General features: G+C 69.1%; 16 protein-coding genes and 1 pseudogene. 6 read left to right on the top strand and 11 right to left on the bottom strand.

Translation table 11 applies throughout. From position 1 onward, the window contains the following. Window positions 1-1623, bottom strand: coding sequence for an AMP-binding protein (locus EPO51_RS07575; RefSeq protein WP_293348191.1), 1623 nt, complete (start codon window positions 1621-1623; stop codon window positions 1-3). Between the two features lie 168 nt (window positions 1624-1791). On the opposite strand from EPO51_RS07575, the gene EPO51_RS07570 reads away from it, so the two are divergent. Continuing rightward, on the top strand, window positions 1792-4353 hold the full coding sequence (locus EPO51_RS07570; protein WP_293348188.1) for a TonB-dependent receptor: 2562 nt from the start codon (window positions 1792-1794) through the stop codon (window positions 4351-4353). 66 nt (window positions 4354-4419) lie between these two features. Beyond that, on the top strand, window positions 4420-5310 hold the full coding sequence (locus EPO51_RS07565; RefSeq protein ID WP_293348185.1) for a phytanoyl-CoA dioxygenase family protein: 891 nt from the start codon (window positions 4420-4422) through the stop codon (window positions 5308-5310). Here EPO51_RS07565 and EPO51_RS07560 read toward each other — a convergent pair. Beyond that, window positions 5301-7544, bottom strand: a complete 2244-nt coding sequence (locus EPO51_RS07560; RefSeq protein ID WP_293348182.1) for a CaiB/BaiF CoA-transferase family protein — start codon at window positions 7542-7544, stop codon at window positions 5301-5303. The two genes, EPO51_RS07565 and EPO51_RS07560, sit on opposite strands and share 10 nt — an antisense overlap. A gap of 125 nt (window positions 7545-7669) precedes the next feature. On the opposite strand from EPO51_RS07560, the gene EPO51_RS07555 reads away from it, so the two are divergent. Next, complete coding sequence (locus tag EPO51_RS07555) at window positions 7670-8512, top strand: phytanoyl-CoA dioxygenase family protein (protein WP_293348179.1); 843 nt, start codon at window positions 7670-7672, stop codon at window positions 8510-8512. Window positions 8513-8521: 9 nt separating this feature from the next. Here EPO51_RS07555 and EPO51_RS07550 read toward each other — a convergent pair whose 3' ends face one another. After that, window positions 8522-8944, bottom strand: a complete 423-nt coding sequence (locus EPO51_RS07550; RefSeq protein WP_293348176.1) for a hypothetical protein — start codon at window positions 8942-8944, stop codon at window positions 8522-8524. A gap of 194 nt (window positions 8945-9138) precedes the next feature. On the opposite strand from EPO51_RS07550, the gene EPO51_RS07545 reads away from it, so the two are divergent. After that, on the top strand, window positions 9139-9822 hold the full coding sequence (locus EPO51_RS07545; RefSeq protein WP_293348173.1) for a TetR/AcrR family transcriptional regulator: 684 nt from the start codon (window positions 9139-9141) through the stop codon (window positions 9820-9822). Between the two features lie 38 nt (window positions 9823-9860). Here EPO51_RS07545 and EPO51_RS07540 read toward each other — a convergent pair whose 3' ends face one another. Next, a complete protein-coding gene (locus tag EPO51_RS07540) occupies window positions 9861-10703 on the bottom strand; it encodes a phytanoyl-CoA dioxygenase family protein (RefSeq protein WP_293348170.1) in 843 nt (280 codons plus the stop codon). Between the two features lie 102 nt (window positions 10704-10805). Between EPO51_RS07540 and EPO51_RS07535 the strand changes: the two genes are divergently transcribed. Then, a complete protein-coding gene (locus tag EPO51_RS07535; RefSeq protein WP_293348167.1) occupies window positions 10806-10964 on the top strand; it encodes a hypothetical protein in 159 nt (52 codons plus the stop codon). Between the two features lie 82 nt (window positions 10965-11046). On the opposite strand, the pseudogene EPO51_RS07530 reads toward EPO51_RS07535, so the two are convergent. From EPO51_RS07530 to EPO51_RS07500, 7 genes and pseudogenes are all read right to left on the bottom strand, one after another. Beyond that, window positions 11047-11598, bottom strand: a pseudogene (locus tag EPO51_RS07530) (NAD(P)H-dependent flavin oxidoreductase); the annotation flags it as partial. Between the two features lie 291 nt (window positions 11599-11889). Beyond that, window positions 11890-14598, bottom strand: coding sequence for a TonB-dependent receptor (locus tag EPO51_RS07525; protein WP_293348164.1), 2709 nt, complete (start codon window positions 14596-14598; stop codon window positions 11890-11892). Window positions 14599-14870: 272 nt separating this feature from the next. Further along, window positions 14871-16157, bottom strand: a complete 1287-nt coding sequence (locus tag EPO51_RS07520; protein WP_293348161.1) for a dicarboxylate/amino acid:cation symporter — start codon at window positions 16155-16157, stop codon at window positions 14871-14873. Between the two features lie 127 nt (window positions 16158-16284). Continuing rightward, window positions 16285-17229, bottom strand: coding sequence for a LysR family transcriptional regulator (locus EPO51_RS07515; protein WP_293348158.1), 945 nt, complete (start codon window positions 17227-17229; stop codon window positions 16285-16287). A 262-nt stretch (window positions 17230-17491) separates the two neighbouring features. Next, window positions 17492-18484: an N-acetyl-D-Glu racemase DgcA gene (gene dgcA, locus EPO51_RS07510; RefSeq protein WP_293348156.1), complete on the bottom strand. Its 993-nt coding sequence runs from the start codon at window positions 18482-18484 to the stop codon at window positions 17492-17494. Then, a complete protein-coding gene (dgcN, locus tag EPO51_RS07505; protein ID WP_293348153.1) occupies window positions 18442-19482 on the bottom strand; it encodes an N-acetyltransferase DgcN in 1041 nt (346 codons plus the stop codon). Before dgcN ends, dgcA begins: the two co-directional genes overlap by 43 nt. Window positions 19483-19640: 158 nt before the next feature. Continuing rightward, complete coding sequence (locus EPO51_RS07500; RefSeq protein ID WP_293348363.1) at window positions 19641-21311, bottom strand: N-acyl-D-amino-acid deacylase family protein; 1671 nt, start codon at window positions 21309-21311, stop codon at window positions 19641-19643. 266 nt (window positions 21312-21577) lie between these two features. Between EPO51_RS07500 and EPO51_RS07495 the strand changes: the two genes are divergently transcribed. Continuing rightward, window positions 21578-22495 carry a phosphate/phosphite/phosphonate ABC transporter substrate-binding protein gene (locus EPO51_RS07495; RefSeq protein WP_293348150.1) on the top strand — a complete coding sequence of 306 codons (918 nt, stop codon included), beginning with the start codon at window positions 21578-21580 and terminating at the stop codon, window positions 22493-22495. The last annotated feature ends 122 nt before the right edge of the window (window positions 22496-22617 follow it).

Here is a 22617-nt window from a genome sequence, read left to right as displayed (position 1 = left end):
CTAGCGCGGGACCTCGATGCCGGCGGCCTCGCGGTCCCAGGTGCGGGGGCCGACGCCGTCGTCACGCAAGACCTTCTTGCGCACCTTCTGCGTCGGCGTGAGCGGCAGGGCGTCGATGAACTCGACATAGCGCGGGACCATGAAGCGCGGCATCTGAGGGATCAGCCACCGGATCAGGGTCTCCGCGTCCAGGGCCTCGCCGGGCAGGCGTTCCACGACGATCTTGATCTCCTCGCTGGCGCCGGCGTGCGCCGAGGCCTTCACCGCGACCGCAGCCGACAGGGCGACGGCCGGATGAGCGTTCACATAGGCCTCGACCTCGAAGCTGGAGATGTTCTCGCCGTGGCGTCGGATGGAATCCTTCAGCCGGTCGAGGAAGAAGAAATTGCCCGCCGTGTCACGGACGAACGCGTCGCCGGTATGGAACCAGCCGTTGCGCCACGCCTCGGCCGTGGCCTCGGGGTTGTTGAGATAGCCGGCGTTCAGCACCCAGGGGCGGTCGGCGCGGATGATCAACTCGCCGACCTCGCCGTCCGGCACCGGCTGGTCGTTCGCATCCACGACCCGCGCCTCGTAGCCGTCGCGCACGACGCCGCAGCTCATCCGGCCGGCGGCGTCGTAGACGACCGCGTCCCAGTCCCGGAACTGGATGGGGCAACTAACCTCGGTCATGTTGAACACGCCGAAGCGCCGGCCGCCGAACCGGGCGACGAAGGGCTCCGCCGCCGGATCGCGGTAGGGCGTGAGCAGGAACCGAAGCGGGCGAGTCGCGTCGTCCGCCTGGGGAGGCTGGTCCAGCCAGTCGGCGACGACGCCGCCGACCGTGACGCCGAACCTCAAATACTCCTCGGCCACGGCCGAGCGGCTGATGAAGGGCCGCATCAGGTGCCGGCCACCCACCAGTCCCGCCATGTAGGGGAACACCTTCGCGCCGACGTGATAGGTCGGGCCGGCGTTGTAGATCACCTCGTCATGGCCAAAGTCCTCCAGCTTGAAGCTGCCGGTGACCATGGCGTGCATCTGGGCCCAGGGGATCCGCACGGCCTTGGACGGTCCGGTCGTTCCTGAGGTGAACAGGACCGCCATGATGTCCCACGGCGCCGGCGCGCGAAGGTCGGTGGCCGGGTCCAGGTTCTCCAGGAACGCCGCGCCCGAGAGGGTTTGATAGGCGCCGCCCGCGGGCCGGTCTCCATCCAGCACGATCAGGGTGCGCAGATGCTGCAGGTCCCCAGAGACCTCGGCGACGCGATCTGCGAACCGGTCCAGGACCAGCATCGTCGGCGCCCGGGTCAGGTTGAGCGCGTGGGCCAGCAGCGGCCCACGATAGTCGCTGTTGATCGGGGCCTCCACCGCGCCGAGCCATGCCAGGCCCAGCCAGCCGAGCAGGGATTCCAGTGTATTGTGCTGCATGGTCACCACGTGCTCGCCCGGCTGCACGCCGGCGCGGCGATAGGCGGCGGCCCACAGGCGAGCCCCAGCCACGGTCTCGGCATAGCTGAGGCTGCGGCCGTCGATGCTGGTGACGTAGGTCTTATCCGGCGTGTGACGGGCTTGATCCAGCAGGGTCGCGATCAGGCTGACGTCGGGGGTCCGGTCGTGACTTTCGGCCTTGACTGCCGGCATGGGCGCTCCTTCGTGATCTCGGCTGGAAAGCGGCCTGGATCGTCTTGCAGGCTCGAGAATAACGCGTTACCTTCGAAAAATAAAACACGTTACCACGCAATCCACCGCCGACGCCGACAGGCGCCCGGCGGCGGCAAGCGGGAACGCCCCAGGGGGAGACGCTACAGAATGCTGTCCAGGAAATTCGTGCTGCATTGCGGGTCCGGCGTGAGCGCATTGCTCGCAAGCCTCGCGGCCGCGCCCGCGCTTGCCCAGACCGCCCCCGCGGCTGCCGAGCGTTCGGCAGGGACGGCGCTGGAGGAGGTGATCGTCACCGCCCGGCGCCGTGAGGAAAACCTTCAGGACGTGCCCGCCGCGGTGTCCGCCGTCAGCGGCCAAGCCCTGCAGGACCGCCAGATCACCAATCCCAGCGACCTGCAGACGGTCATCCCGTCCCTGTCGATCGGCGGCGCCAACTCGGTCTTCAGCCGCAGCGCCGCGAACTATTCCATCCGCGGCGTCGGGCAGGGGCTGTTCGGCGGCGGGTCTGTGACCTCGTACTTCGCCGAAGCGCCGTTCGGCCCGACCGGCCCGTCGATGCCCTTCTTCGACATCGGCTCGATCCAGGTGCTGAAGGGCCCGCAAGGGACGCTGTTCGGCCGGGCGACGGCCGGCGGCGCCGTGCTGGTCGGCCCGAACGCGCCGACGGCCGACACCTTCCACGGCCTAGTGAACGGCCGCTTCGGCAACCTGTCGCGCAGCGACCTGAACGCCGTCGTCAACGTGCCCATCATCGAGGATCAACTGGCGCTGCGGGTGGCCGTCAACCGCACCCATCGCCGAGGCTATGTGAAGAATCTGGTCACCGGCCAGCACATGGACGGCGACGACAGCCGGTCGGTTCGCGCCAGCCTGCTGTTCGAGCCGGCGGACTGGTTCAAGAACACGATCTTCTACAATTACTACGACTTCGACGCGACGACGGCGGCGCGCGTGACGATCGGCGCGAACCTGGGCCTTGCGAACCTCAATCGCAACGCCGCGGCGTTCGCGACCGTGTGTGGCCAGGCGGTGGGCTTCGGCTTCGCGACGGATGTGGCCAGTTGCCAGGCCCAGCGCGTCCAGATCCTGGCCGACATCCGCAGCGCGCTGGTGACCGAGGTCAACGCCAGCGCCCAGGGCGGCAAGAACCTTCGCCGGATGACGACGGGCACGGCCTACGGCAACGTCGAGAACATCAACCGCCACGACATCTTCAACACGACGGAGATCAAGCTGCCCGACGTCGGGCCGATGAGCCTGGGGGTGAAGAACATCTTCAGCTTCCAGCAGGCGCGGAACCGGGTCTCCGGGAACTTCTCGGCGACGCCGTTCGACCTCAACGCCTCGGCCTACGGGACCTCTGCCCAGTCGCAGTGGATCAACGGCCAGGTGGTTGGCGACACGGGCAAGTTCAACAAGACCTTCACCAACGAGTTCCAGGTCAACGGTTCGGTCTACGACGACGCACTGATCTGGATCGCCGGCTACTACTATCAGAACCAGCCGGTGTCCGAGGGGCTGCGCGGCAGCAGCAACCTGAACCGGACGTTTGGCGGCGTCGGCACGCCGAACCTGGGGCCGATCTCCGCGACGCCTATGGCCCTGGCGGGCCACAGCCGCGAAACCGCGTACTTCGGGCAGTTCACGGCGGACCTGGACCGGGTCGGCCTGGATGGGCTGAAGTTCACGGCGGGCTACCGCAAGACCAATACCGAGGTCACCGCCATCAACGCCGCGGCGGTTGTGAACTACCCGTCGGGCCTGATCACGCCGGGCGCCATCAGTCGGTCGGTCACCAAGGGCAGCGGCCCCGGCTACACGTTCGCGCTGGACTGGGCGGTCAACAAGGACCTGCTGGTCTATGTGACCCGCCGGCGCGGCTACAAGCCAGGCGGCCTGAACACGATCCAGGGCGCCTCGGCGGTTCCGGGCTTCGTGAGCGAGTACTCGTCAGAATCGGTGATCGACACTGAAGCGGGCGCCAAGTGGGACTTCTACCTGGGCGACGCGCGCGGCCGGCTGAACGTCGCGGCGTTCAAGGACGACTACAAGAACATCCAGCGGGGCGTGAACGCCATCACGCCGGCGGGCCAGAACATCGCCTTCACCGCCAACGTGGCGGCGGCGACGATCAAGGGCTTCGAGGCCGAAGGCTTCCTGGTCTTCGATCGCTGGAGCCTGATCGGGACCTACAGCTACACCGACGCGGCCTACACGACCTGGACGGGGGCGGACCCGCTGGGCGCGGCGCCGGCCGGAACCAACATCGACCTGTCGAACAACCCCTTCGCGAACACGCCGAAGTCCAAGCTGAGCCTTACCGTGCAGTATGACCTGCCGGTCGCCGAGGAACTCGGCGAGGTCAGGGGCTCGCTCACGGTCTCGGCGCAGACACGTTCGTGGCTGAGCGACCAGGCCCAGCGTTACATCGAGGTCTATTCCAACAACCCATCGGTGATCATTGCCGAAAGCTCCCTCAAGAACGTCGTGTCCGAGCCGGGCTTCGTGGTGGCCAACGCGCGGATCGACTGGAAGGGCGTGATGGGCCGGGAAGAACTGGATGCGGGCTTCTATGTGAAGAACCTGACGGACAAGACCTACGCCTATGCCGGCGCTCTCGCGCTGCAGAGCCTGGGCGTCGCCCAGAAGCTGTACGCCGAGCCGCGGACCTTCGGCGTGGAGCTGACCTACCGCTTCGGGGCCAACTGATCCTCCCTAACTCGGGGCCGTGGCCGAAGTCGGTCGCGGCCCGTTTTCTTAGCGAAGAGATGTCCCATGAGAATTTCCGACCAGGGCGCGTCGCCTCATGCCGACGCCATCATGAAGGAGATCGCCCGCTACGATCTCTTCGAGAATGTCGTGGAGCTGGAGGCCTATGGCCTGACCGTGGTGCCGCCGGAGAAGCTGCGGACGGCCGAGGGGTTCATCGAGCGCCTGCGCGACGCGATGATCACCACCTGCGAGAAGCGCAACGGCATCCCGATCGGCGACCGCCTGACCGCCTCGCCGCCCAAGGAGGCGGTCGATCCCAACAAGTGGGACGTGCTGGAGGAGGACGAGGTCTTCGTCGAGGCCGCGACAAATCCGGCGATGCTGGCGTTGGTCCGCTGGCTCTGCGGGGAGAGCGCGGTGCTGGCCGGCCAGACCTGGATCATCAAGGGGCGGGAAGGGCGGACTCACGCCCTGCACAGCGACTCACATGGCATCCCGCCCGGCGGGGGCAGCATCGCCCACATGTGCAACGCGTCGTGGATCTGCACGGACTACGCCAGCGTGGACGACGGCCCGACCGTCTTCGCGCCCGGCACCCATAAGTTCGGCCGCGCGACGCTGCCGCACGAGGCAGACCTGGCGATGACGGCGATTCCGACCATCCCGCTGATCGCCAAGGCCGGCTCGCTGGCGATATGGAACGGGGCGACCTGGCATGCCTCGCTGCCGCGCAACAAGGACGGCCTGCGCATCACGCTCGTGCAGAACTACATGCGCAGCTACATGCGGCCGCAGGTGCTCTACGACCGTACAGTGTCGCCGCAGCTTCGGCAGAAGTTCCCGGAACTGGACCGCGTGGTCGGCAGGCCGCTGTACCCCTACATCGACAGCCAGAACGTCGATGGCTCGCGCGTCGCGCCGTTCATCGCCACCGGCACCGATCCCTACGCCTGAGCGACCCGCGTCCCCGCTGCGGCGGGGACGCCCAGGATCTTCGCCGTGTGCTCGCCGAGCAGCGGCGCAGCCGTCCGCAGCGAGGGCCGCACGCCGTCGATGCGATAGGGCGGCGCCAACATCATGTGCCGACCGACATGCGCCCGCGTCAGCCACCCCCAGGTTCCATTGGCCTTCAGGTGCGGGTCGTCCGCCAGATCGTGCGCCGCCAGCACCGGCGCGGCGGGAACGCCGGCCGCCTGCAGGGTCTGGGCGGCGGCGCGTGGATCACGGCGCGAGGCCCACCGGCGGATGACGTCCTCGATCTCGTGGGCGCGGCGATTGCGGCCCGCGACCGTGGCCAGCTCGCAGTCCGCCAGCCAGTCGGCGCGGCCCAGCACCTGGGTCAGGGCCCGCCACGACGGCTCGTCGGGGCAGGCGATCGTCAACCAGCTGTCTTCGCCGGCCGCGGCGGCCACGCAGCGCGGGGCCATGTCCAGGCTGCGGCTGCCGGTCCGGGGACGCGGGCCCGTCGCCTGCATCATCACCAGCGCCTCGGCGCCCAGCTGGAACAGGCACTCGACCTGCGAGAGGTCGATGTCGCCGCCGCCCAGCCGCTCACGTCCCATGAGCGCGGCGAGCACGGCGGCCGCCGCGTAAACGCCGGCCACGGGATCTCCGTAGGCGAGGTGCTGCAGGCTGGGCGGCCAGTCCGCCTCGCCGTTGAAGAACGGCATTCCGCTGGCGTGCTCGACCGTCGACCCATAGGCGCGGAAGCCGCTCCACGGGCCATAGGCGCCGAAGGCCGCCATTGAGACGAAGATCAGCCCGGGACGCAGGGACCGCAGCGTCTCCCGGGACAGGCCCAGCTTGTCCATCACCCCCGGGCCGAAGTTCTCGATCACCATGTCGGCGCCCGACACCAGCGCCTTGGCCTGGGCGGCGTCGGCGGGATCGGAGAGGTTCAGCGCCACGGCCCGCTTGTTGCGGTTCATCAAGTTGAAGGCCGACGCGATTTCGTGGGCCGGCGGGTTGGAGCCCGGAACCGCGGTCCAGCCGCGGGCCCAGTCGAAGTGATCCTCGGTCTCGACCTTGATCACGTCCACCCCGAGGTCGGCGAGATGGCGGGTGGCCAGCGGGCCGGCCCACCCCATGGAGAAATCGATGAGCCGCAGGCCGGCGAGGGGGCCGGGGCCGCGGCCGGGCCGGGGCGGTTCGGCGTGGCCGTCGAACGTCGAGCGCATCGGCAGGCGCGGCGCCCAGACGCCGGGTGCGCCGGCCAGTTCGGCGAAGCTCTGGCGCAGGCGCCAGTGCGGGTTGGCGATCAGGGCTTCCGGATCCTGGACGGGCGCCATCGGGATGCGCAGGCGCTGACCCTCCGTCAGCCAGTGTTCCGTCGATGCGCCGGCGAACACCGGCTCAAGCTCGGCATCCAGCGCCAGGGCGTTGAGCACCCGGTCCGGACCGCTGGCGAAGCGGGGATCGGCGGGCAGGTCGGGCCGCTCCACCAGGCCGCACAGCGCGCGCCATTGCTGTGGCGTATGGGCGGTGACGCCGATCCAGCCGTCCGAGGATCGGTAGGCGACGGTAGGGTAGCCCGCGCCATACCGGTTCAGGCCGTTGCGCGCCGACTTCCCGCCGCTGACCTCGAGCGCCGGCGGGCCGTGTTCGGTGAAGCAGAGCGCCGACTCCAGGATATCGACGTCGACCCGCCGGGACTCGCGGCCAGTCTTGCGGCCCCAGAGCGCGGCAAGGCCCGCCAGGAAGAGCGTCGCGCCGCCGAGGATCTGGGGAGCCCGGCCCTGGGCCAGGATAGGCGGACCGTCGGCGGCGCCAAACCCGTACGCAGCCCCGCACAGGGACAGGATCAGCGCATCGTCGCCCGCCCAATCGGCGTAAGGACCCTTGCCTGCGAACCAGGTGAGGTTGAGGCGGAGCACATCGGAACCGGCGGCGCGAAGGGCTGCGTCGGCGCGGGCAACTGCGTGGCGGTCCTGGCCCGCGATCGCGAACATCGGATCCGCGCCACCCGCCGTGATCGCCTGTTCCGCATCCGCGATGGACGTCGCGCCGATCTTGCCCTCGTCCAGCCACAGGTCGAAAGCGCTGCGTGGCGGCGCGCCATCCGGTTCGATCCGCACGACGCGACCGCCGAGCGTGGCGAACAGCCGACCACAATACCGCGCGCCGATGTCGTCCGACGTCTCGATCACACCCAGTCCGGCCAGCGGCAGTCCTTCGCGCAGCGTGTTCACGGCATCCTCCCGAGGGTGACGGCCGTCTGCTTGACGCCGCCTGTTTTGAGGATGATAACGCGTTACCACGCCAATGCAACGCGTGCTCTGCACGATGCGCCAGATGAGCCCGGAGTTTTGAAATCATGCCTCTCGACGTGGCCAAGGATCCATACGCGATCCCCGAATATCTGACCGCGCGGATCGACGACCTCGGGCTCCACGACAACGTCCGCGATCTAGTGAATCACGGCTACACGGTGATCCAGGATCCGGTCGCGCACGCGCTGACCGACCGGGTGCGGGAAGCGATCCTGCGCCTTGCCGACGACACCGCCGAGCCACGGAAGGGCCAGAGCGCCGCGCTGCTGCTGGGCCGCGATCCGGTGTTCGCCGAGGCGGTGCTGGTCCCGCGGCTGCTGACGCTGGTGGAATTCCTGGTTGGTCGCGGCGCGATCCTCAGCCAGCTTACCAGCTCGGTGCGAGGAGAGGGCGCCGCGCCCCTGGCCCTGCACGCGGACAACAGCTGGTTTCCCGCCCCATTCCCCAGCTGGGAGATCATGGCGACGGCCTGCTGGGTTACGGACGAATTCACCAAGGAAGGCGGCTGTACGGCGGTCGTTCCGGGCACCCATGTGCTCAAGCGCCATCCCAATCAGCAGGAATGCGCCGAGCTGAACGGCTTGCAGCCCATCATCGCGGCGAAGGGCTCGCTGTGCCTGTGGGACGGCTCGGTCTGGCACGGCAACTATCCGCGTCAGATCCCGGGCAAGCGGGTGGTTATGCACATGACCTATACCCGCGCGGGGTTCGCCCCCGTCGAGGACTACGGCCATCTCGACGACGCCTGGCTGGAGGGACAGCCGCCGGAACTGCGTGACCTGCTGGGTCGCAACATCTTCCTGGGAAGCACGACGATCGCGAGCGGCGGCCCCGATCCGGCGAAGCTGATGCACACGCAGCGACTGGCCCGCAGTCAGCGGGCCTGACGCCACGGGTTAGGCGGTGAGCACCGCCAGCCTGTTGTGCAGTTCGGACAGGTAGCGGGGCGCCCTGGACCAGTCGCCCTGCTGAGCCTTCAGCTCGCCGCGCTCGCGCTTGGCCTTCCGCTCCGCGAGGATCTCGGGCGTATAGACTTGGCGCGCGACCGGCAGAGTCTCGACATAGTCGCCCGTCACCGTGGCGTCGGCGTCGGCGATCTCGCCTGGCCCGACCTCTGCCGAGGCGCCGTCGATGCGGAAGTACCAGGCGGCCACGCCGGAGCTGGCGATATCCGGCGGCGCATCGGTGAAGCGCTCGCACAGGCTGAAGCGATCGCCGGGCTGGCCATGGCGGGTCGTGAGGTCCTGCAGGATCTCACGCGCCGCCGCGATCCATTCGGGACCGGCAAACGTCAACTTCGGTGCGCTAGCTTCGCTCATGCTGTGCTGTCCTCCAGGGCGGCTGGCCACTGTACTTTCGCTTGTACTTTTGCGTGATAACGCGTTACCAACCGACGTCAACCCTATGGGCGCCCCGAACCCAAGCCAAGGTTGCGACGCGCGGCCCCCGGTGGCATAGCGGCGTTTCGACAGCGGCAGGGTGCGGTGCGGCAGCCGTCGATCGAGAAGACGTCATGGACCCTCAATCCAAATCGACCGCCGACAGAACGGCGCGACTTCTCAAGGTCGCGCGTGAGATCATCCGTGAGAACGGCGGATTCGAACTGCCCATGCGCGACCTGGCTGCACGGGGCCAGGTCAGCTTGCGCACGCCCTATGAGATGTTCGGCTCGAAGGTCGGCATCATCCGCGCGCTGCTGAAGGAAGAGCAGGACATCTTCCAGTCGCGGCTCTGGCCGATCGGCGACAGCGACGTGTTCGACTACTTCTTCGCCACCCTGACGGTCGGGGTCGCATTCTACGCCGAGAACCAGGCGTTTTACCGCGCGCTCTTCCGCGCGACGCAGGGCTATTCGGGCGGCTCCGAGACCGAGCCCGGTCGCGAGAATCCGGAACGCTTCGAGGCGGCCATGCGCCGGGCGATGCGGGCCGGGATGCTGGACCCGGACATCGACGTGAAGGTGCTGTCGGAGGCGCTGCTGGACATATTCGCCGCCAATACCCGGACCTGGGCAAGCAGCAGCTACGACATCAGCTTCGTGGAACCGCGCATCGGTTTCGGGTGGGCCAGCCTGCTGGCGGGGGTTGCGGTGGAGCCGCACGCCGCGCGGCTGCGCCAGCGGGCCAAGGTCTATCAGGACCAGCTTCGCGGCTTCGACGCGACAAACCCGCCGGCCGCGAGCGACGGCGGCCGCTGACCGCCCCGTCGCGCCGGCCCCCTACTCGGCCCGGGCGCTCAGACCCGGAAGCTGGGTCCGTGGACGTCGTCGTAGGTCTTCTTGAGCAGCTCGCGATCGTTCTGCTTCCAGCCGTGACGGCGGCCGAGGAAGTTATGGCGTCCCAGCAGCCGGGGAAGGGAAGGGTCCTTGCCCTCGAACCACGCGTCGTCGAGGTGATCGTAGGTCTCGATCGGCTGCATGCCGAGGCGGGTGTACGTCATGTGCAGCACGACCCGTTCGCCGGGCAGCTGGCGCGGATAGTTGCCGTGCCAGACGGATCCGTTCCAGAGGCAGATGGAGCCCTTCGGCGCGACGATCGGCACCGCGCCCTCCAGGTTCTCGCGGGTCATCTTCGGTGGATGATCCTTGAGCTTGTGGGTTCCCGGGATCACCAGGGTCGCGCCCGATTCCTCCGTGAACTCGTCGGTTACGAAGCAGCCGGTGCACATGATCTCCCATTCGGGAAACGGCGCGGGGAACCAGCTGTTGTCCGCGTGCAGGCCCAGGGCCTGCGGACCGGGGCGGCGGCGAGAGCCCGACAGTTGCGAGAACAGCGCGCCGCGACCAAGGAGGAACTCCACCAACGCCAGCAGCTTGGGCGTGGTGACGGCGGTGGCGAACACCGGCTCCTGATCCAGCAGAGTGAACCGGGTCGGCGCCTTGGCCTCGGGCTTGGCCGGGACGCAGCGGATAATCGCCTCGCGCACTTCGTCGGCGATGGCGATGGCCTTGGGATCGCGGATGACCGTGTAGCCCTCGTCGATCAGCTCGACGATGTTACGCCGCAGGTCCAGAGCATCGATCCGCGCCGCGAGGTCGTCCGGCACGGCGTAGGGATCAAGCTCACCAGGTGCAGACATCGCAGAGCTCCAACATTGCGTCGGTAACACATTACCATTACGACTTGGCGTGTAAAGCGGGGCGAATGGCGTCGCCCCCGCACAGCGCGATGAGGAGGGCTGATGGATCGGCTGCTGCAGGGTCTGGCGGTGCTGGAAGCCACCCGCGGCGTTGCCGCCCGCTACTGCGGCCGATTGTTCGCCCAACCGGGCGCACCGAACGATTCTGTTGGTAGATCTGCGGGCGCCGGCCGGTCCTCGGTGTTCCGGCTGGCTCGGTGACATGGGTCCCGGGAGCCTACCAGCGCCGCCTTTCAGCGGGTCTCAGCCTGCTTACCGTGGAGTCCGAACTCGAGCGCACCGTTCAGGTCGATTCGGCATGAGTGGTGGGGGCAGTGGTAAGGGCGGTCTTGGCGGCGAGTTCGGCCTTGGCGGCCTCGTACTCATCGGAGAGGCGGCCCACCAGTTCCGCGGCGGTCGGCACCTGCTTCACCGCGCCGATGCCTTGGCCGCAGCCCCAGATGTCGCGCCAGGCCTTGGCCTTGCTGTTGCCGCCGGAACCGAAGTTCATCGCCGAGGCGGCCGAGGTCGGCAGGTCGTTGGGGACCATGCCGGCGGCGATGATCGACGGCGCTAGGTAGTTGCCGTGCACGCCGGTGAACAGGTTAGAGTAGACGATGTCCTCGCCGGTCGATCTTACAATCATTTCCTTGTAGCGGGGGTCGGCGTTGGCCTCCTGCGGCGCGATGAAGGCCGAGCCCACATAGGCCAGGTCGGCGCCCATGGCCTGGGCGCCCAGCACCGGGTGGCCGTTGGCGATCGAGCCCGACAGCGCAATCGGCCCGTCGAACCATTCCCGCAGCGCGTGGATCAGCGCAAACGGTGACAGGGTCCCCGCCTGGCCGCCGGCGCCGGCGTGATCAACGCCTTTGACACGGCGCCGGGGTTCGCGAAGGCCAACGGCTACCTGCCGACCATCGCCGATCCGTTCGGTCGCCAGGTCTACCTCCGGGTCGCGGCCCGGTTCTGACCCTTCCGCACTGGTCGGTCCACACCGGCTAGTGCGGTCTCGGTCGTAGGCTCCTCAACGCCGGTCAGCCATCGCCAGCCGCGGAACGTCAGCATCGGCGGCCTGGCCGCGACCCCTGGCGAGCACGCCGGCCGGCCGCAGTTCAACGCCGCCCGCTCGTCGGCGGGACGCTCGATCCTAGAACTTCATCCGCACACCCGCCTTGTACTCGCGGCCCGCCAGGTTGAACGTCGTCAGGGTGATCGCGTTCAGGGCCCCGCTGGTGGGATATGGCGGGGGCTTCTGGTCCAGGAGGTTGCGGATCGTGGCGAAGAGTTGCACCCGCTTTCCAGGCTGGTCGATCACCGTATAGGCGGCCGAGGCGTGCAGCAGGAACTGGCTCGGCACCGAGCTGTCGTTGATGTCAAACTCGCCGTATTCGCCGTCGTAGGCGCCGCCGCCGATGTACTGGGCCTGCAGGTAGGTGGAGAGCGGACCGTAGTCGTAGGTGCCGGTCACCTGCCCCTTCCAGTGGGGGTCGGTGGCGTCGCCGGCCCGGTCGAGGCGCACGATGCCGTCGTCGGTGATCATGTCGCGCACATAGGTCGCCAGGACACGCAGGCCGGCCCGACCCTGCCACGACGGCACGAAGTCCGACACGTCCCGGCTGTAGCTGAGTTCGAAATCGACGCCCGAGGTCGCCAACTCCGCCAGGTTGACCTGCTTGCGGGTGACCGTCTGCACCACACCGGCGGCGTCGCGCTCGATGAAGCCGCACAGGTCGGCGTTGCCGGCGAAACACCGGTTGAGGATCTCCTGGGCGCTGACCGTGGAGATCACGTCCTCGACCTTGATGTCATAGACGTCCACCGACGCGCGGAGCCCCGGCGCCCAGCCGGGCTGGTAGACCACGCCGAAGGTGGTGGTGTCGGCGCGTTCCGGAACCAGGTCCGTATTGCCCTGCGACGGCGCGCCCACCCGCAGGTTGGTGCCCTTCACCGGGTCGTTCACCTGCGAGAAGGTCAGCACATAGGACGAGTAGAGTTCACCGATATTCGGCGCCCGGATGTCGCGCGAGCGGGTGAAGCGAAAGCGCAGGTCGTCGGTGACGTCGTAGGTCAGGCCGGCCTTCCACGAGGTCACGGTGCCGCTGGTGGAATAGTGGGTGACCCGAATGGCGCCGTTGAAGTCGAGAGACTTCGCCAGCGGCGCGTCCTTCAACAGCGGGACGACCGTTTCCACGTAGCCCTCGGTCACATTGAACGAGCCTTCCAGCGGCTTGGGGTTGCCGATGGCGAAGGCGCTGGCCAGCGACAGGGGGTCGACCTCCTGGTCGACCGCTTCGCGGCGCCATTCGACGCCGGCGGCCAGCGACACCTTGCCCGCCCAAAGCTCCAGCGGCTCGCCCTCGATGTTCGCGGCGGCGGCGTCTTCCTTCACGTGGGCCAGCAGCACCTGGGTCCCGCGCACATAGGCCAGCGCCTCGGCGGACGGGCTGCCCTCGCCGAAGATGTTCATCGGCACGCAGCCGTTGTTCGGCGCGGTCAGGGTGGACCGGCAGACGATCTGCCCCGCGGCGTTGCGGACCGCGTCGATGGCCAGGGTGTAGTTGGTGTTGATCCGGTTCTCGAAGACGCGGTTGCTGTAGCGCGTCTTGCCGTGCTCGTAGTGGGCGTTCCAGGTCCAGTCGCCGAACGCCTTGCCGGTGAAGCCGCCGATGTAACGCTCGGTGCCGTTCTTGTTGTCGGTGACGTTCATCCCGGTGTCCGGGCTGAGCCGACCCATGGTGAAGGTCTGCAGGTTGTTCGCGGCCATCAGGGCCACGACGCTCGCGGGCAGGTAAGGGTTGTCGCGGCGGATGGTGATCGCCGCCAGGTCCCGGTGCGCCGACAGCGGGAACTTGGTCCGCGAGTAGGCGTAGGAGACCTCGAGGAAGGCCTCGATGTCCTCGGTCATGTCGAAGGTGGCGCGGGTGTAGATGCTGCCACGCTTGAGCGGCGTGGACAGCGGGGTCTGCTCGGCGCCGATGTTGACGCCGTCGCCGCCGACCATCGCCGTCGTGCCGACATAGGTCCCGTACTGGTACTGGCGCGTCTGGCCATTGGGCAGGAATTGGAGCCCCTTCAGCGGGCCGCTCGTGATCAGGCCGCCCAGCGCAGCGGTGGACAGCACCACGTTGTTGGCGATCAGCAGCCGGTCCTGGCCGTTGCCGACGGCGTAGAGCGGGTTCAGCACCAGGCCATAGCGCCGCTGCACCCACTCGCGCTTGGAGTCGGTGTCCAGCCCCTTGTTGTCGGCATACTCTAGCGCGGCGGTGACGTGCCCGCGACCGCCCGCGAAGGTGCGGCCATAGGCGCCGCTGACCTTGTAGTTCTCCCCGTCCTTGTACTTGGTCTGGCCGCCTTCGAGACTGAGCTCCAGGCCCTCGAGATCCTTCTTCAGGATGATGTTCACGACGCCGGCGACCGCGTCGGATCCCCAGGCCGCGGACGCCCCGCCGGTCACCACCTCGATGCGCTCCACGAGGCTGGAGGGCACCACATTGGTGTCGATCAGGCCGCTAGCCGCGGTGGGCACATGCCGCCGGCCGTCCACCAGCACCAGGGTGCGGTTGGTGCCGATGCCGCGCAGGTTCAGGAAGTTGCCGCCGGCGTTCTGGGTGCTGCGCACCGACTGCTGCGGCGTCACGCCCCCCGAGAACGCGGGCAGGGTGTTGAGATAGTCGGCCACGTTCGCGGAGCCGGTCTTCTGGATCTCCTCCCGGGTGGAGACCGTCGTGGGCGTCGGAGCTTCAAAGCCGTCACGCGAGATCCGCGAGGCCGTGACGACGACCTCCTCGACGCTTTCGACAGCCTGCGCGTTGGCCGCTTCCACCGTCCCGCCCAGGGCGAGCGCGCTGGCCGACATGAGCATGGCCAGGCGAGACCGGGCGCCGCGCGCCCCTTTGAATTCCGACGACACCAGCCAACCCCCGTTGCTACCGCAGCACGCCTTCGACGGCGCTTCCGTCCCTTCGGCCTTGTCGTGGACGGCGTGCGCCGCGGGTGGCCGTATCGTCCGCGCCGTGGGCCCGTCGCGGGCCTGCCAACGCGACGTCGCCAGAGTGTCATGGTCGATGGCGGCGGCCTCGTTCCAAGGCTTCAGCGGTCCATAACCCCCGTCTATTCACGGCCCGCCCGCTACTCCACCGGGGCGCTCCGGAAGCGCTCCACGTCGATCTCCCCGGCCCAGCGGGCTATCACTGTGGCGTTGGCGAGGTTGCCGACCACGTTGGGCACGGTGCGCATCATGTCGAGCAGACGGTCGAAGGGCAGGATGAAGCCGATGATCAGCGCCGACTGGGCGTCGCTGATGCCGACCACCGACAGGACGGCGGCCATCATGAACAGGGCCGCCGACGGGGCCGGCGGCGCGCTGACCGCCAGCAGGGTCGAGATCACCACCACCAGCACCAGGTCGAAGCCGGTCACCGAAATGCCCAGGGCCTGGATGGCGAACATGGAGAGCAGGGCCACGTACATGGCTGTGCCGTCGCGGCCGATGCTGACGCCGACCGGCAGGACGGTGGAGAGGATCGGCTTGCGGATGCCCAGGTTCTTCTCGGCGACCGACATCTCCACGGGCAGGCTGGCGGAGCTGGACGAGGTGGAGAAGGCCACCAGCATGGCGTCGACCACCCCGCGCAGGAAGGCGAACGCCGGGAGGTTGGCGGCCAGCCGCACCACCGCCGCCTGAACCACCAGGGTCTGGATGAGGCAGCCCAGCAGGGTGCCCAGGGCCAGCAGGGAGACGTTGACGAACACGCCCGGGCCGTTGGCCCCGACCGCCGCGGCGATCAGGCCGAAGACGCCGAACGGCGCCGCCTCGATGACGAAGCGGATCAGCGTCAGCATCACCTCCGAGGCGGCGGAGAGGAGGTCCGCCACCGGCCGCGCCCGCTCGCCCAGCGCCAGCACGCCGGCCGCGAAGACGATGGCGAAGAAGATGATCGCCAGCATCTCGCCCTCCACCATGGCCTGGACCGGGTTGATCGGAATGATGCCCATCAGCTGCTCGGCGATGGTCTTGCTGGCCTTGATGGCCTGGGGCGTCGCGCCGGTGACGCTGACCCCCACGCCCGGCTGCAGCAGCAGCCCCAGCAGCAGGCCGACCGCGGCGGCGGTCGCCGCCGTGCAGACGAAGAGGCCGATCGACCGCGCCCCCAGCGACCCCAGCCGTTTGGGGTCGCCCAGGCCGAGGACGCCGGCGGCGATGGTCAGGAACACCAACGGCACGATCAGCATGCGGGTCAGGCGCACGAAGACGTCGCCGATCCACTTGAGCTGCACGGCCCCCTCGCCCCACAGCAGGCCCACCGCGACCCCCAGCACCAGGGCCGGGAGGATCCGCTGCCAGAGGGGGATATCGAACCAGCAGCGCTGCAGAATCGAGCGCCTTGCGGCGTCGGCGGGCGGCGACGAGACCATGGGATGTCCTAAGCGGCGTGGCCGGCGGCGGCGTGGCCTGAGGACCGGAAGATGCTGCGAAACTCGCCGTGCTCGCGCCTATCGACTGTTTGCCCGCTCATAACCCGCGGCTATCCGCGGGGCGGGATCACGCGCCGGCGACCAAGCGCAGACCCGAGCTCGCCGGCGCCTCGCCGCGGGGCAGGTGCTGGTTGGTGGTCAGGGCCGACAGCACGCTGATGAAGGGCTGCATCAGCCGCGGGATCGGGCGGTCCGCCAGATAGATGCAGTGGACTCCGAAGCGCAGCGGGGGATCGAGCGGCCGGTATTCAAGCTCCGGGTCCAGATAGGCCCGGGCCGTGAAATCATCCACCACCGCCATGCCCACGCCCTGACGGACCAGCGCCACGGCGACGTACAGCGTGCTGATCGTCACGGTCTCGGTAAGCTCCAGATTGAGGCGCGCGACCTCCTTGTTGAACAGGGTGCCCATGGGGCCGCTGTGGGCGAGGCTGACGAACTCGCGGCCTTCCAGGACGCTCAGCTTCAGGCGCGCCGGCGCGTCGGGCAGATCCTGCCGCCGGTAGAGGATCCCCAACTCGCCCGAGCCGATCTGGGTGTGGGCGAGCTTGGGGTGCGGGGGCGCCTCGTAGCCGATGGCGAGGTCGCAGTGGCGCTCCTGCAGCGTGCGCAGGATGTCGGCATGGTGCAGCGTCTGGATGTCGAAGCTGACGTTCGGATGCCGGGCGCGGAACTGGGCCACGGCGTTGGGCGCCACCCCCAGGCCGAAGCCCGGCAAGACCGCCAGGCGGATGTGACCCTCGTCGCCGCGGCGGATGTTCTTCGCGGTCTGGCGCAGGGAGCCAACGCGCTCGTAGATCTCGTCAACCTCGCGGAACAGCGCGTGCGCCTCTTCCGTCGCCGTCAGCTTGCCCTTGGCCCGGTTGAACAAGAGGAAGCCTAGCCGGATCTCGGCGTGGCGCAGCACCTTGCTGACTGAGGGCTGGGAGACGTTGAGGGCGCGGGCGGCGCCGCTCACCGAACCGTTCAGGTAGACGGCGTGGAATACTTCGATGTGACGCAGGTTCATCATGGTCTTGTCGCCCGGCTGGGGGCGGCGTGGCGAAGCCCTCCAGACAGACAGTTGAGCCCGGCCTCCGCGTTCCCGCAAGTCGCGGCGGCTTGTGCGCATAGGAGATCCGCGGCCTGCCCATTGCGGCGGCGCTCCGGGAATTCGCCGATGAAAGACCCGGCGGCCATTTACTCGGATGTTCTTAGGTTTTCGAAAGACAATCAGAGGTCGTATTCTTGCGGATCCTCGCGATCATCCAGAGAGGCCGTCGCCAAGCCTCGGCTCAGCGGCTTCCGCCCCAGAGCGCGCCGTCCGGCGCCGTCAGCACTGCTTCGGTCAGCCGGACTCCTCCATCGCGGTCCTTCGCCAGCCAAATCGGCCCGTCGAGGTCCACGAAGTCGGACTGTTCCGCGACCTGGAAGGCGGGCGCCACCGAGAGCGAGGTGCATATCATGCAGCCGGTCATGACGATCAGGCCGTGCGCCCGGGCCGCCGCCAGCAGGTCCAGCGCCGCGGTCAGCCCACCCGTCTTGTCGAGCTTGATGTTCACCGCCTGGTACCGGTCGGCCAGGCCCGGCACGTCCTCCGCCAGGTGGCAGGATTCGTCCGCGCAGATCGGCACCAGCGGCCGGAAGCCGGCCAGGGCGGCGTCCTCGGCGGCCGGCAGCGGCTGTTCCAGCAAGGCGACGCGCGCCGCGGCCAGGTGCGGCTGCATGGCCCGCACCAGGTCCGTGTCCCAGGCTTCGTTGGCGTCGACGATCAGGACGGCGTCCGGCGCGGCCGCGCGCACGGCGGCGATCTGGGCGGCGGGGTCGTCGGCGTTCACCTTCACCTTGATCAGTGGATAGTCCGCGAGCTTCGCGGCTGCGGCGCCCATCTCCTCCGGCGCCCCCAGGCCGACCGTGAGCGCCGTGGTCACCGTCCCGCGCGCGACACGGCCGATCAGGTCCGCGACCGAGCGTCCGGCCCGCCGCGCCTCAAGGTCCCAGAGCGCGCAGTCGAGGGCATTGCGGGCCGCGCCCGGGGGCAGGGCCTCGATCAGTTCGCGGCGCGTCAGACCGGCGGCGACCCGTGGCGCCAGGGCCTGGAGCTGCGCGACGCAGCTCTCCACCGTGTCGCCATAGCGCGGGATGGGAGCCCCTTCGCCACGGCCGACTGCGCCGCCGTGCGCCACCTCGACCACCACCAGGTCCGCCTGGGTGCGGGCCCCGCGCGAGATGCGGAACGGGGTCGTCAGCGGCCAGTGTTCGCCAGCGGCCTTGAGAGTCCGAAACATTCGTCCAACCGATCGATGATGAGGTCCACGCCCATGCTGAAGGGGTCCTGGCAGGGCAGGTCCAGCGCCTCCGCGGTCGCCGCGCAGACATCCCTCGCGGCCTCCGGATCGAGCTTGGAGGTGTTCAGCGCCACCCCCACCGCGATGACGCCCGGATTGGTCAGCCGGGCCGCCTCGAGATTGGCCTCAAGGCAGGTCTTCAGGTCCGGCAGGCTACGCCCGGGCAGGCCCCGCATGCTGGTCCGTCCGGGCTCGTGGCAGAGCACCAGGGCATCCGGCTGGGCGCCGTGCAGCAGGCCCAGGGACACCCCCGCGTAGGAGGGGTGGAACAGTGAGCCCTGGCCCTCGATCAGGTCCCATCCGTCGTCGTCCCGCGCGGGCGACACCATCTCGACAGAGCCGGAGATGAAGTCGGCCACGACCGCGTCGACCGGCACGCCAGCGCCGGCGACCAGGATCCCCGTCTGACCGGTGGCGCGGAAGTCGGCCGGCGCCCCGCGCCCGGCCAGGGCCCGGGCGAGCGCGAGCGTCGTGTACATCTTACCCACTGAGCAGTCGGTGCCCACGGTCAGCAGCCGGCGTCCGCGGCGGGGCGCGCCCGTGCCCACGCGCAGGTAGGCCGGGGGCTCGCGCACGTCGAAGAGCTGGCGGCCCGCGCGCTCGGCCGCGGCGCGGATGCGCGGCTGGGCGTTCAGCCGGTCGTGCAGCCCGGCGGCGACGTTCAGCCCCGCCTCCAGCGCCGCGACGACGTCCTCGACGGCCTCGTCGCCCAGGATGCCGCCCGCATTGGCGACGCCGAGTATCAACGTCCGGGCGCCGGCCGCCGCCGCCTCGGCGAACGACATCTGCGGCAGGCCCAGCGTCACGGCCTCGCGCGAGCGGCGATACTCTCCGAGGCTGAGGTCCGGCCGAAAGACCGCCACGCCGCGCGAGGTCTTGACGGAGATCTCGTCTCGCGCGTCGCCGAGATAGAGCAGGTAGGGCCCCGGGATGGTCATCGGCATTCCTGTGAAGGTGGCCCGCTCGCGGCGCCTTCGAGGGCGCGCCAATGAGCTTGCAACCGGATTAGCGGGCCGCCCGACGGCTGGAAAATGCCAAGCCGGCGGCGCCTCATAGCGGCTGTCTATGGTCGGGCATGCGGCCCCGGCCGGGCGGCTCAGGGACAGCCGGCCGGGGTCTTCCGGGGAAGGCCGCGGCCGGCCAGAATCCCCGACGGGACCCCGCCTTCCAGCTCAACCTTGCCGTTGACGACCGCCACCTCGACCCCGGTGGACAGCAGCGTGGGGCGCACATAGTCCGCCTTGGGCTGGTAGTTCGCGAGGTCGATCACGACGATGTCGGCGAAGTAGCCAGGCTTCAGATAGCCGCGCCCCTCGATCCCCAGGGTGTCGGCCACCAGGCCGGTGGACTTGTGGACGAACTCCACGGGGGTGATGACCTTCTCCTCCACGACGTACTTCGTGTAGAGCCGCGGATAGCTGGCGTGCCCGCGCGGGTGGCCGCTAGGGCTGCCGTCGGTGGAGAACATGTTCCACGGCTGTTTCATCAGCAGTCGGATGTCGGGCTCGGTGATCGCGAAGGTGGCCACGCTTGCGGAGCCCTTCCGGAGGATGCGGATGGTGGCCTCGGCCTCGTCGACGCCCCAAGCCTCGGCGATCTCCGAGATCCGCTTGCCCACCAATTCCGGCTGGCTGGCGGAGCCGTTGATCAGCACGTTCTGCGCGCCGCCGCGCTCCTTGTAGAACACCAGGGCCTGGGCCTTGATCTTCGCCAGGTCGGAGGGATCGTCGAACCGCTTCAGCATCGCCGCCCGGCCGCCATCCTGCGCCCAGCGCGCGATGGCCAGGGCCGACAGCCCGGTGTTCGAGGCCGACCAGGGATACTGGTCCGACGTCACCTTCTGGCCCGCCGCCCGCGCGGCCTCCACCACCTTGATCAGCGCCGCCATCGACTGGCCGTCAGGCTTCGCGCCGGAGGAAACCTTGAAATGGCCGAGGTGCAGGGTCGCGCCACTCTCGCGGCCGATGCGGATCTGCTCCTCGGTGGACGCCGCCACGCCAATCGAGGTGGTGCCCTCGTCGCGCTGGTGGGTGTCATAGAGCCCGCCGCGGCTGCCCGCCTCCTTGGCGACCGCGATGACCTCCTCGGTCTTGGCGAAACTCTGCGGCGGATAGAAGAGGCCGGACGAGAGGCCGAGAGCGCCCTCGCACATGCCCTTCTTGGCCAGGCCCTTCATGACCTCCAGCTCGGCCGGGGTCGGCGCGCGGGCGTCGTTCTGCAGGACCCGCTCGCGGATGGCGCCGAAGCCCACGTAGGCGGCGAAGTTGTTGCCCACGCCGGCGGCGTTCGCCTTGGCCATGTAGTCCGCGATCTCGGGATCGCCCGCGCCGTCGACGCCGATGACGCTGGTGGTGACGCCCTGGGTGAGCTGGCGCAGCAAGAGGCGCGCCTTGGGATCCTGGGAGGCCAGTTCGCCGGTGGCGTGGGTGTGGGCGTCGATGAAGCCGGGCGCCACCATCCGGCCCTTGGCCTCAATGGTCTTGGCGGCGGTGACCCCGGCCTTGCCCGCGTCGCCGACGAAGACGATCCGGTCGCCCTTGACGCCGACATCGGCGACGGAAGGGGCCGAGAGGTCGCCCGTATAGACCTGCCCGCCTCGGATCAGCAGGTCGACCGGCCCGGCGCCCTGGGCGGAGCCGCTCCCGCCGACGCCGGAAGCCAACAGCACGGCGCCTGTGGCCGCCACGATCCGAACACCTGCACGCCCCACCGGAACCTCCTGATCGTCGTCGGCGGCCACCGGCCGCGGCGCCTTCCCCGCCACCATGCGGCCCACAGCGCCGCCTGACCAAGATCGAACCGTCGGCCATGTATAGCCGGGCGCTATGTGTCGCCGAGCCGGGGCGCCGCTCGCGCTTCAAGACGTTTCGCGGCGTTTCGTTCGCCGAGCGCCCGACATCTGTCGCGGTCCATCGGTATCCTGCCAGAGCCCCAGGACTGAACATTTCTCAATCTTCGCCGATTGTCGGGTGAGACTGTCTTTGCTCTGTCATGTCCATGGGGCAATGGCTTCGGCGTTCCGGAGGATGACTCGTGTTGCGCCTGTTGGCCCTGTGTCTTGCCCTGTTCGTTCCGACTGGCGCGTGGAGCGCCGCGCCGCTGGGATCGGCGCAGAACCCGTTGCGCGTGGTGCTGATTCCGGCGGACGGGGGAACCGAGGACGGCACACGGGCCGACTTCCAGCCCGTGTTCAACGCCCTCACGCGGACCTCAGGCCTGCACTTCACCCTGCGGGTGGGGCAGTCGTACAACGCGGTGGTCGAGGCCATGTGCAACGGCGGCGCCGAGGTCGCGTTCTTCGGGCCCGTCGCCTACGTTCAGGCCCGCAAGCGGGGCTGCGCGGAGCTGCTGGCCGTGTCCGTCGAAAACGGCCGGTCGACCTACTACGCGGGGATCTTCGCCCGCGCGAAGGGTCCCGTGCGCCGGCTTTCCGACCTCAAGGGGCGGCGCGTGGCGTTTGGCGACCTCAACTCGGCGTCGTCGTTCGTGGCGCCGGTGGCGATGCTGCTGGACGCGCGGATCGACCCGGTGCGCGATCTCGGGGCCGTCCGACTCACCGGCAGCCACGCCAACAGCCTCGCCGCCCTGATGCAGGGGCAGGCGGATGCCGCGGCCCTGTCCTTCGACTCGTTCGAAAAGGCCGTGAACCAGGGGGTGGTGTCCGGGCGTGAGCTGAGCGTCGTGGCGCGCAGCGCCCCAATCCCCAACCCGCCGCTGGGCATGAGCACCCGCCTGCCGCCGGCGATGAAGGCCCGGCTGAGGCGCGCCTTCGCCACGGTCGCCAAGGCGCCCGGCGTGACCCCCGATATGATCCGCGGCTATGGCGGCAAGCGCGTCGACGGCTACGACACGGCCTATTCCGAGCGGAACTATGCGGCCGCCGCGGCCATGCTGGCCCGTGTGGACGATCCGCTGAAGGCCGCAATGCTCAAGAAGGCGGCCGCCCGATGAGCGCCCAGCCCCACCTGGCCTTCGCCGGGGCCTCGAAGCGGTTCGCGGACGGGACCCAGGCGCTCGCCGACATCACCTTCGCCGTGCCGCGCGGCCAGGTCTGCGCCCTGGTCGGACCCTCG

This window comes from Phenylobacterium sp., assembly GCF_004297125.1.
GTDB lineage: Bacteria > Pseudomonadota > Alphaproteobacteria > Caulobacterales > Caulobacteraceae > Phenylobacterium.
This window is presented reverse-complemented; position numbering and strand designations above follow the sequence as displayed.

Bases quoted from the DNA above. Each gene is read 5' to 3' on its own strand.
- EPO51_RS07575 (WP_293348191.1), bottom strand. From the start codon at position 1,623: ATGCCGGCAGTCAAGGCCGAAAGTCACGACCGGACCCCCGACGTCAGC.
- EPO51_RS07570 (WP_293348188.1), top strand. From the start codon at position 1,792: ATGCTGTCCAGGAAATTCGTGCTGCATTGCGGGTCCGGCGTGAGCGCA.
- EPO51_RS07565 (WP_293348185.1), top strand. From the start codon at position 4,420: ATGAGAATTTCCGACCAGGGCGCGTCGCCTCATGCCGACGCCATCATG.
- EPO51_RS07555 (WP_293348179.1), top strand. From the start codon at position 7,670: ATGCCTCTCGACGTGGCCAAGGATCCATACGCGATCCCCGAATATCTG.
- EPO51_RS07550 (WP_293348176.1), bottom strand. From the start codon at position 8,944: ATGAGCGAAGCTAGCGCACCGAAGTTGACGTTTGCCGGTCCCGAATGG.
- EPO51_RS07545 (WP_293348173.1), top strand. From the start codon at position 9,139: ATGGACCCTCAATCCAAATCGACCGCCGACAGAACGGCGCGACTTCTC.
- EPO51_RS07540 (WP_293348170.1), bottom strand. From the start codon at position 10,703: ATGTCTGCACCTGGTGAGCTTGATCCCTACGCCGTGCCGGACGACCTC.
- EPO51_RS07535 (WP_293348167.1), top strand. From the start codon at position 10,806: ATGGATCGGCTGCTGCAGGGTCTGGCGGTGCTGGAAGCCACCCGCGGC.
- EPO51_RS07525 (WP_293348164.1), bottom strand. From the start codon at position 14,598: ATGTCGGCCAGCGCGCTCGCCCTGGGCGGGACGGTGGAAGCGGCCAAC.
- EPO51_RS07520 (WP_293348161.1), bottom strand. From the start codon at position 16,157: ATGGTCTCGTCGCCGCCCGCCGACGCCGCAAGGCGCTCGATTCTGCAG.
- EPO51_RS07515 (WP_293348158.1), bottom strand. From the start codon at position 17,229: ATGATGAACCTGCGTCACATCGAAGTATTCCACGCCGTCTACCTGAAC.
- dgcA (WP_293348156.1), bottom strand. From the start codon at position 18,484: ATGTTTCGGACTCTCAAGGCCGCTGGCGAACACTGGCCGCTGACGACC.
- dgcN (WP_293348153.1), bottom strand. From the start codon at position 19,482: ATGACCATCCCGGGGCCCTACCTGCTCTATCTCGGCGACGCGCGAGAC.
- EPO51_RS07500 (WP_293348363.1), bottom strand. From the start codon at position 21,311: ATGGTGGCGGGGAAGGCGCCGCGGCCGGTGGCCGCCGACGACGATCAG.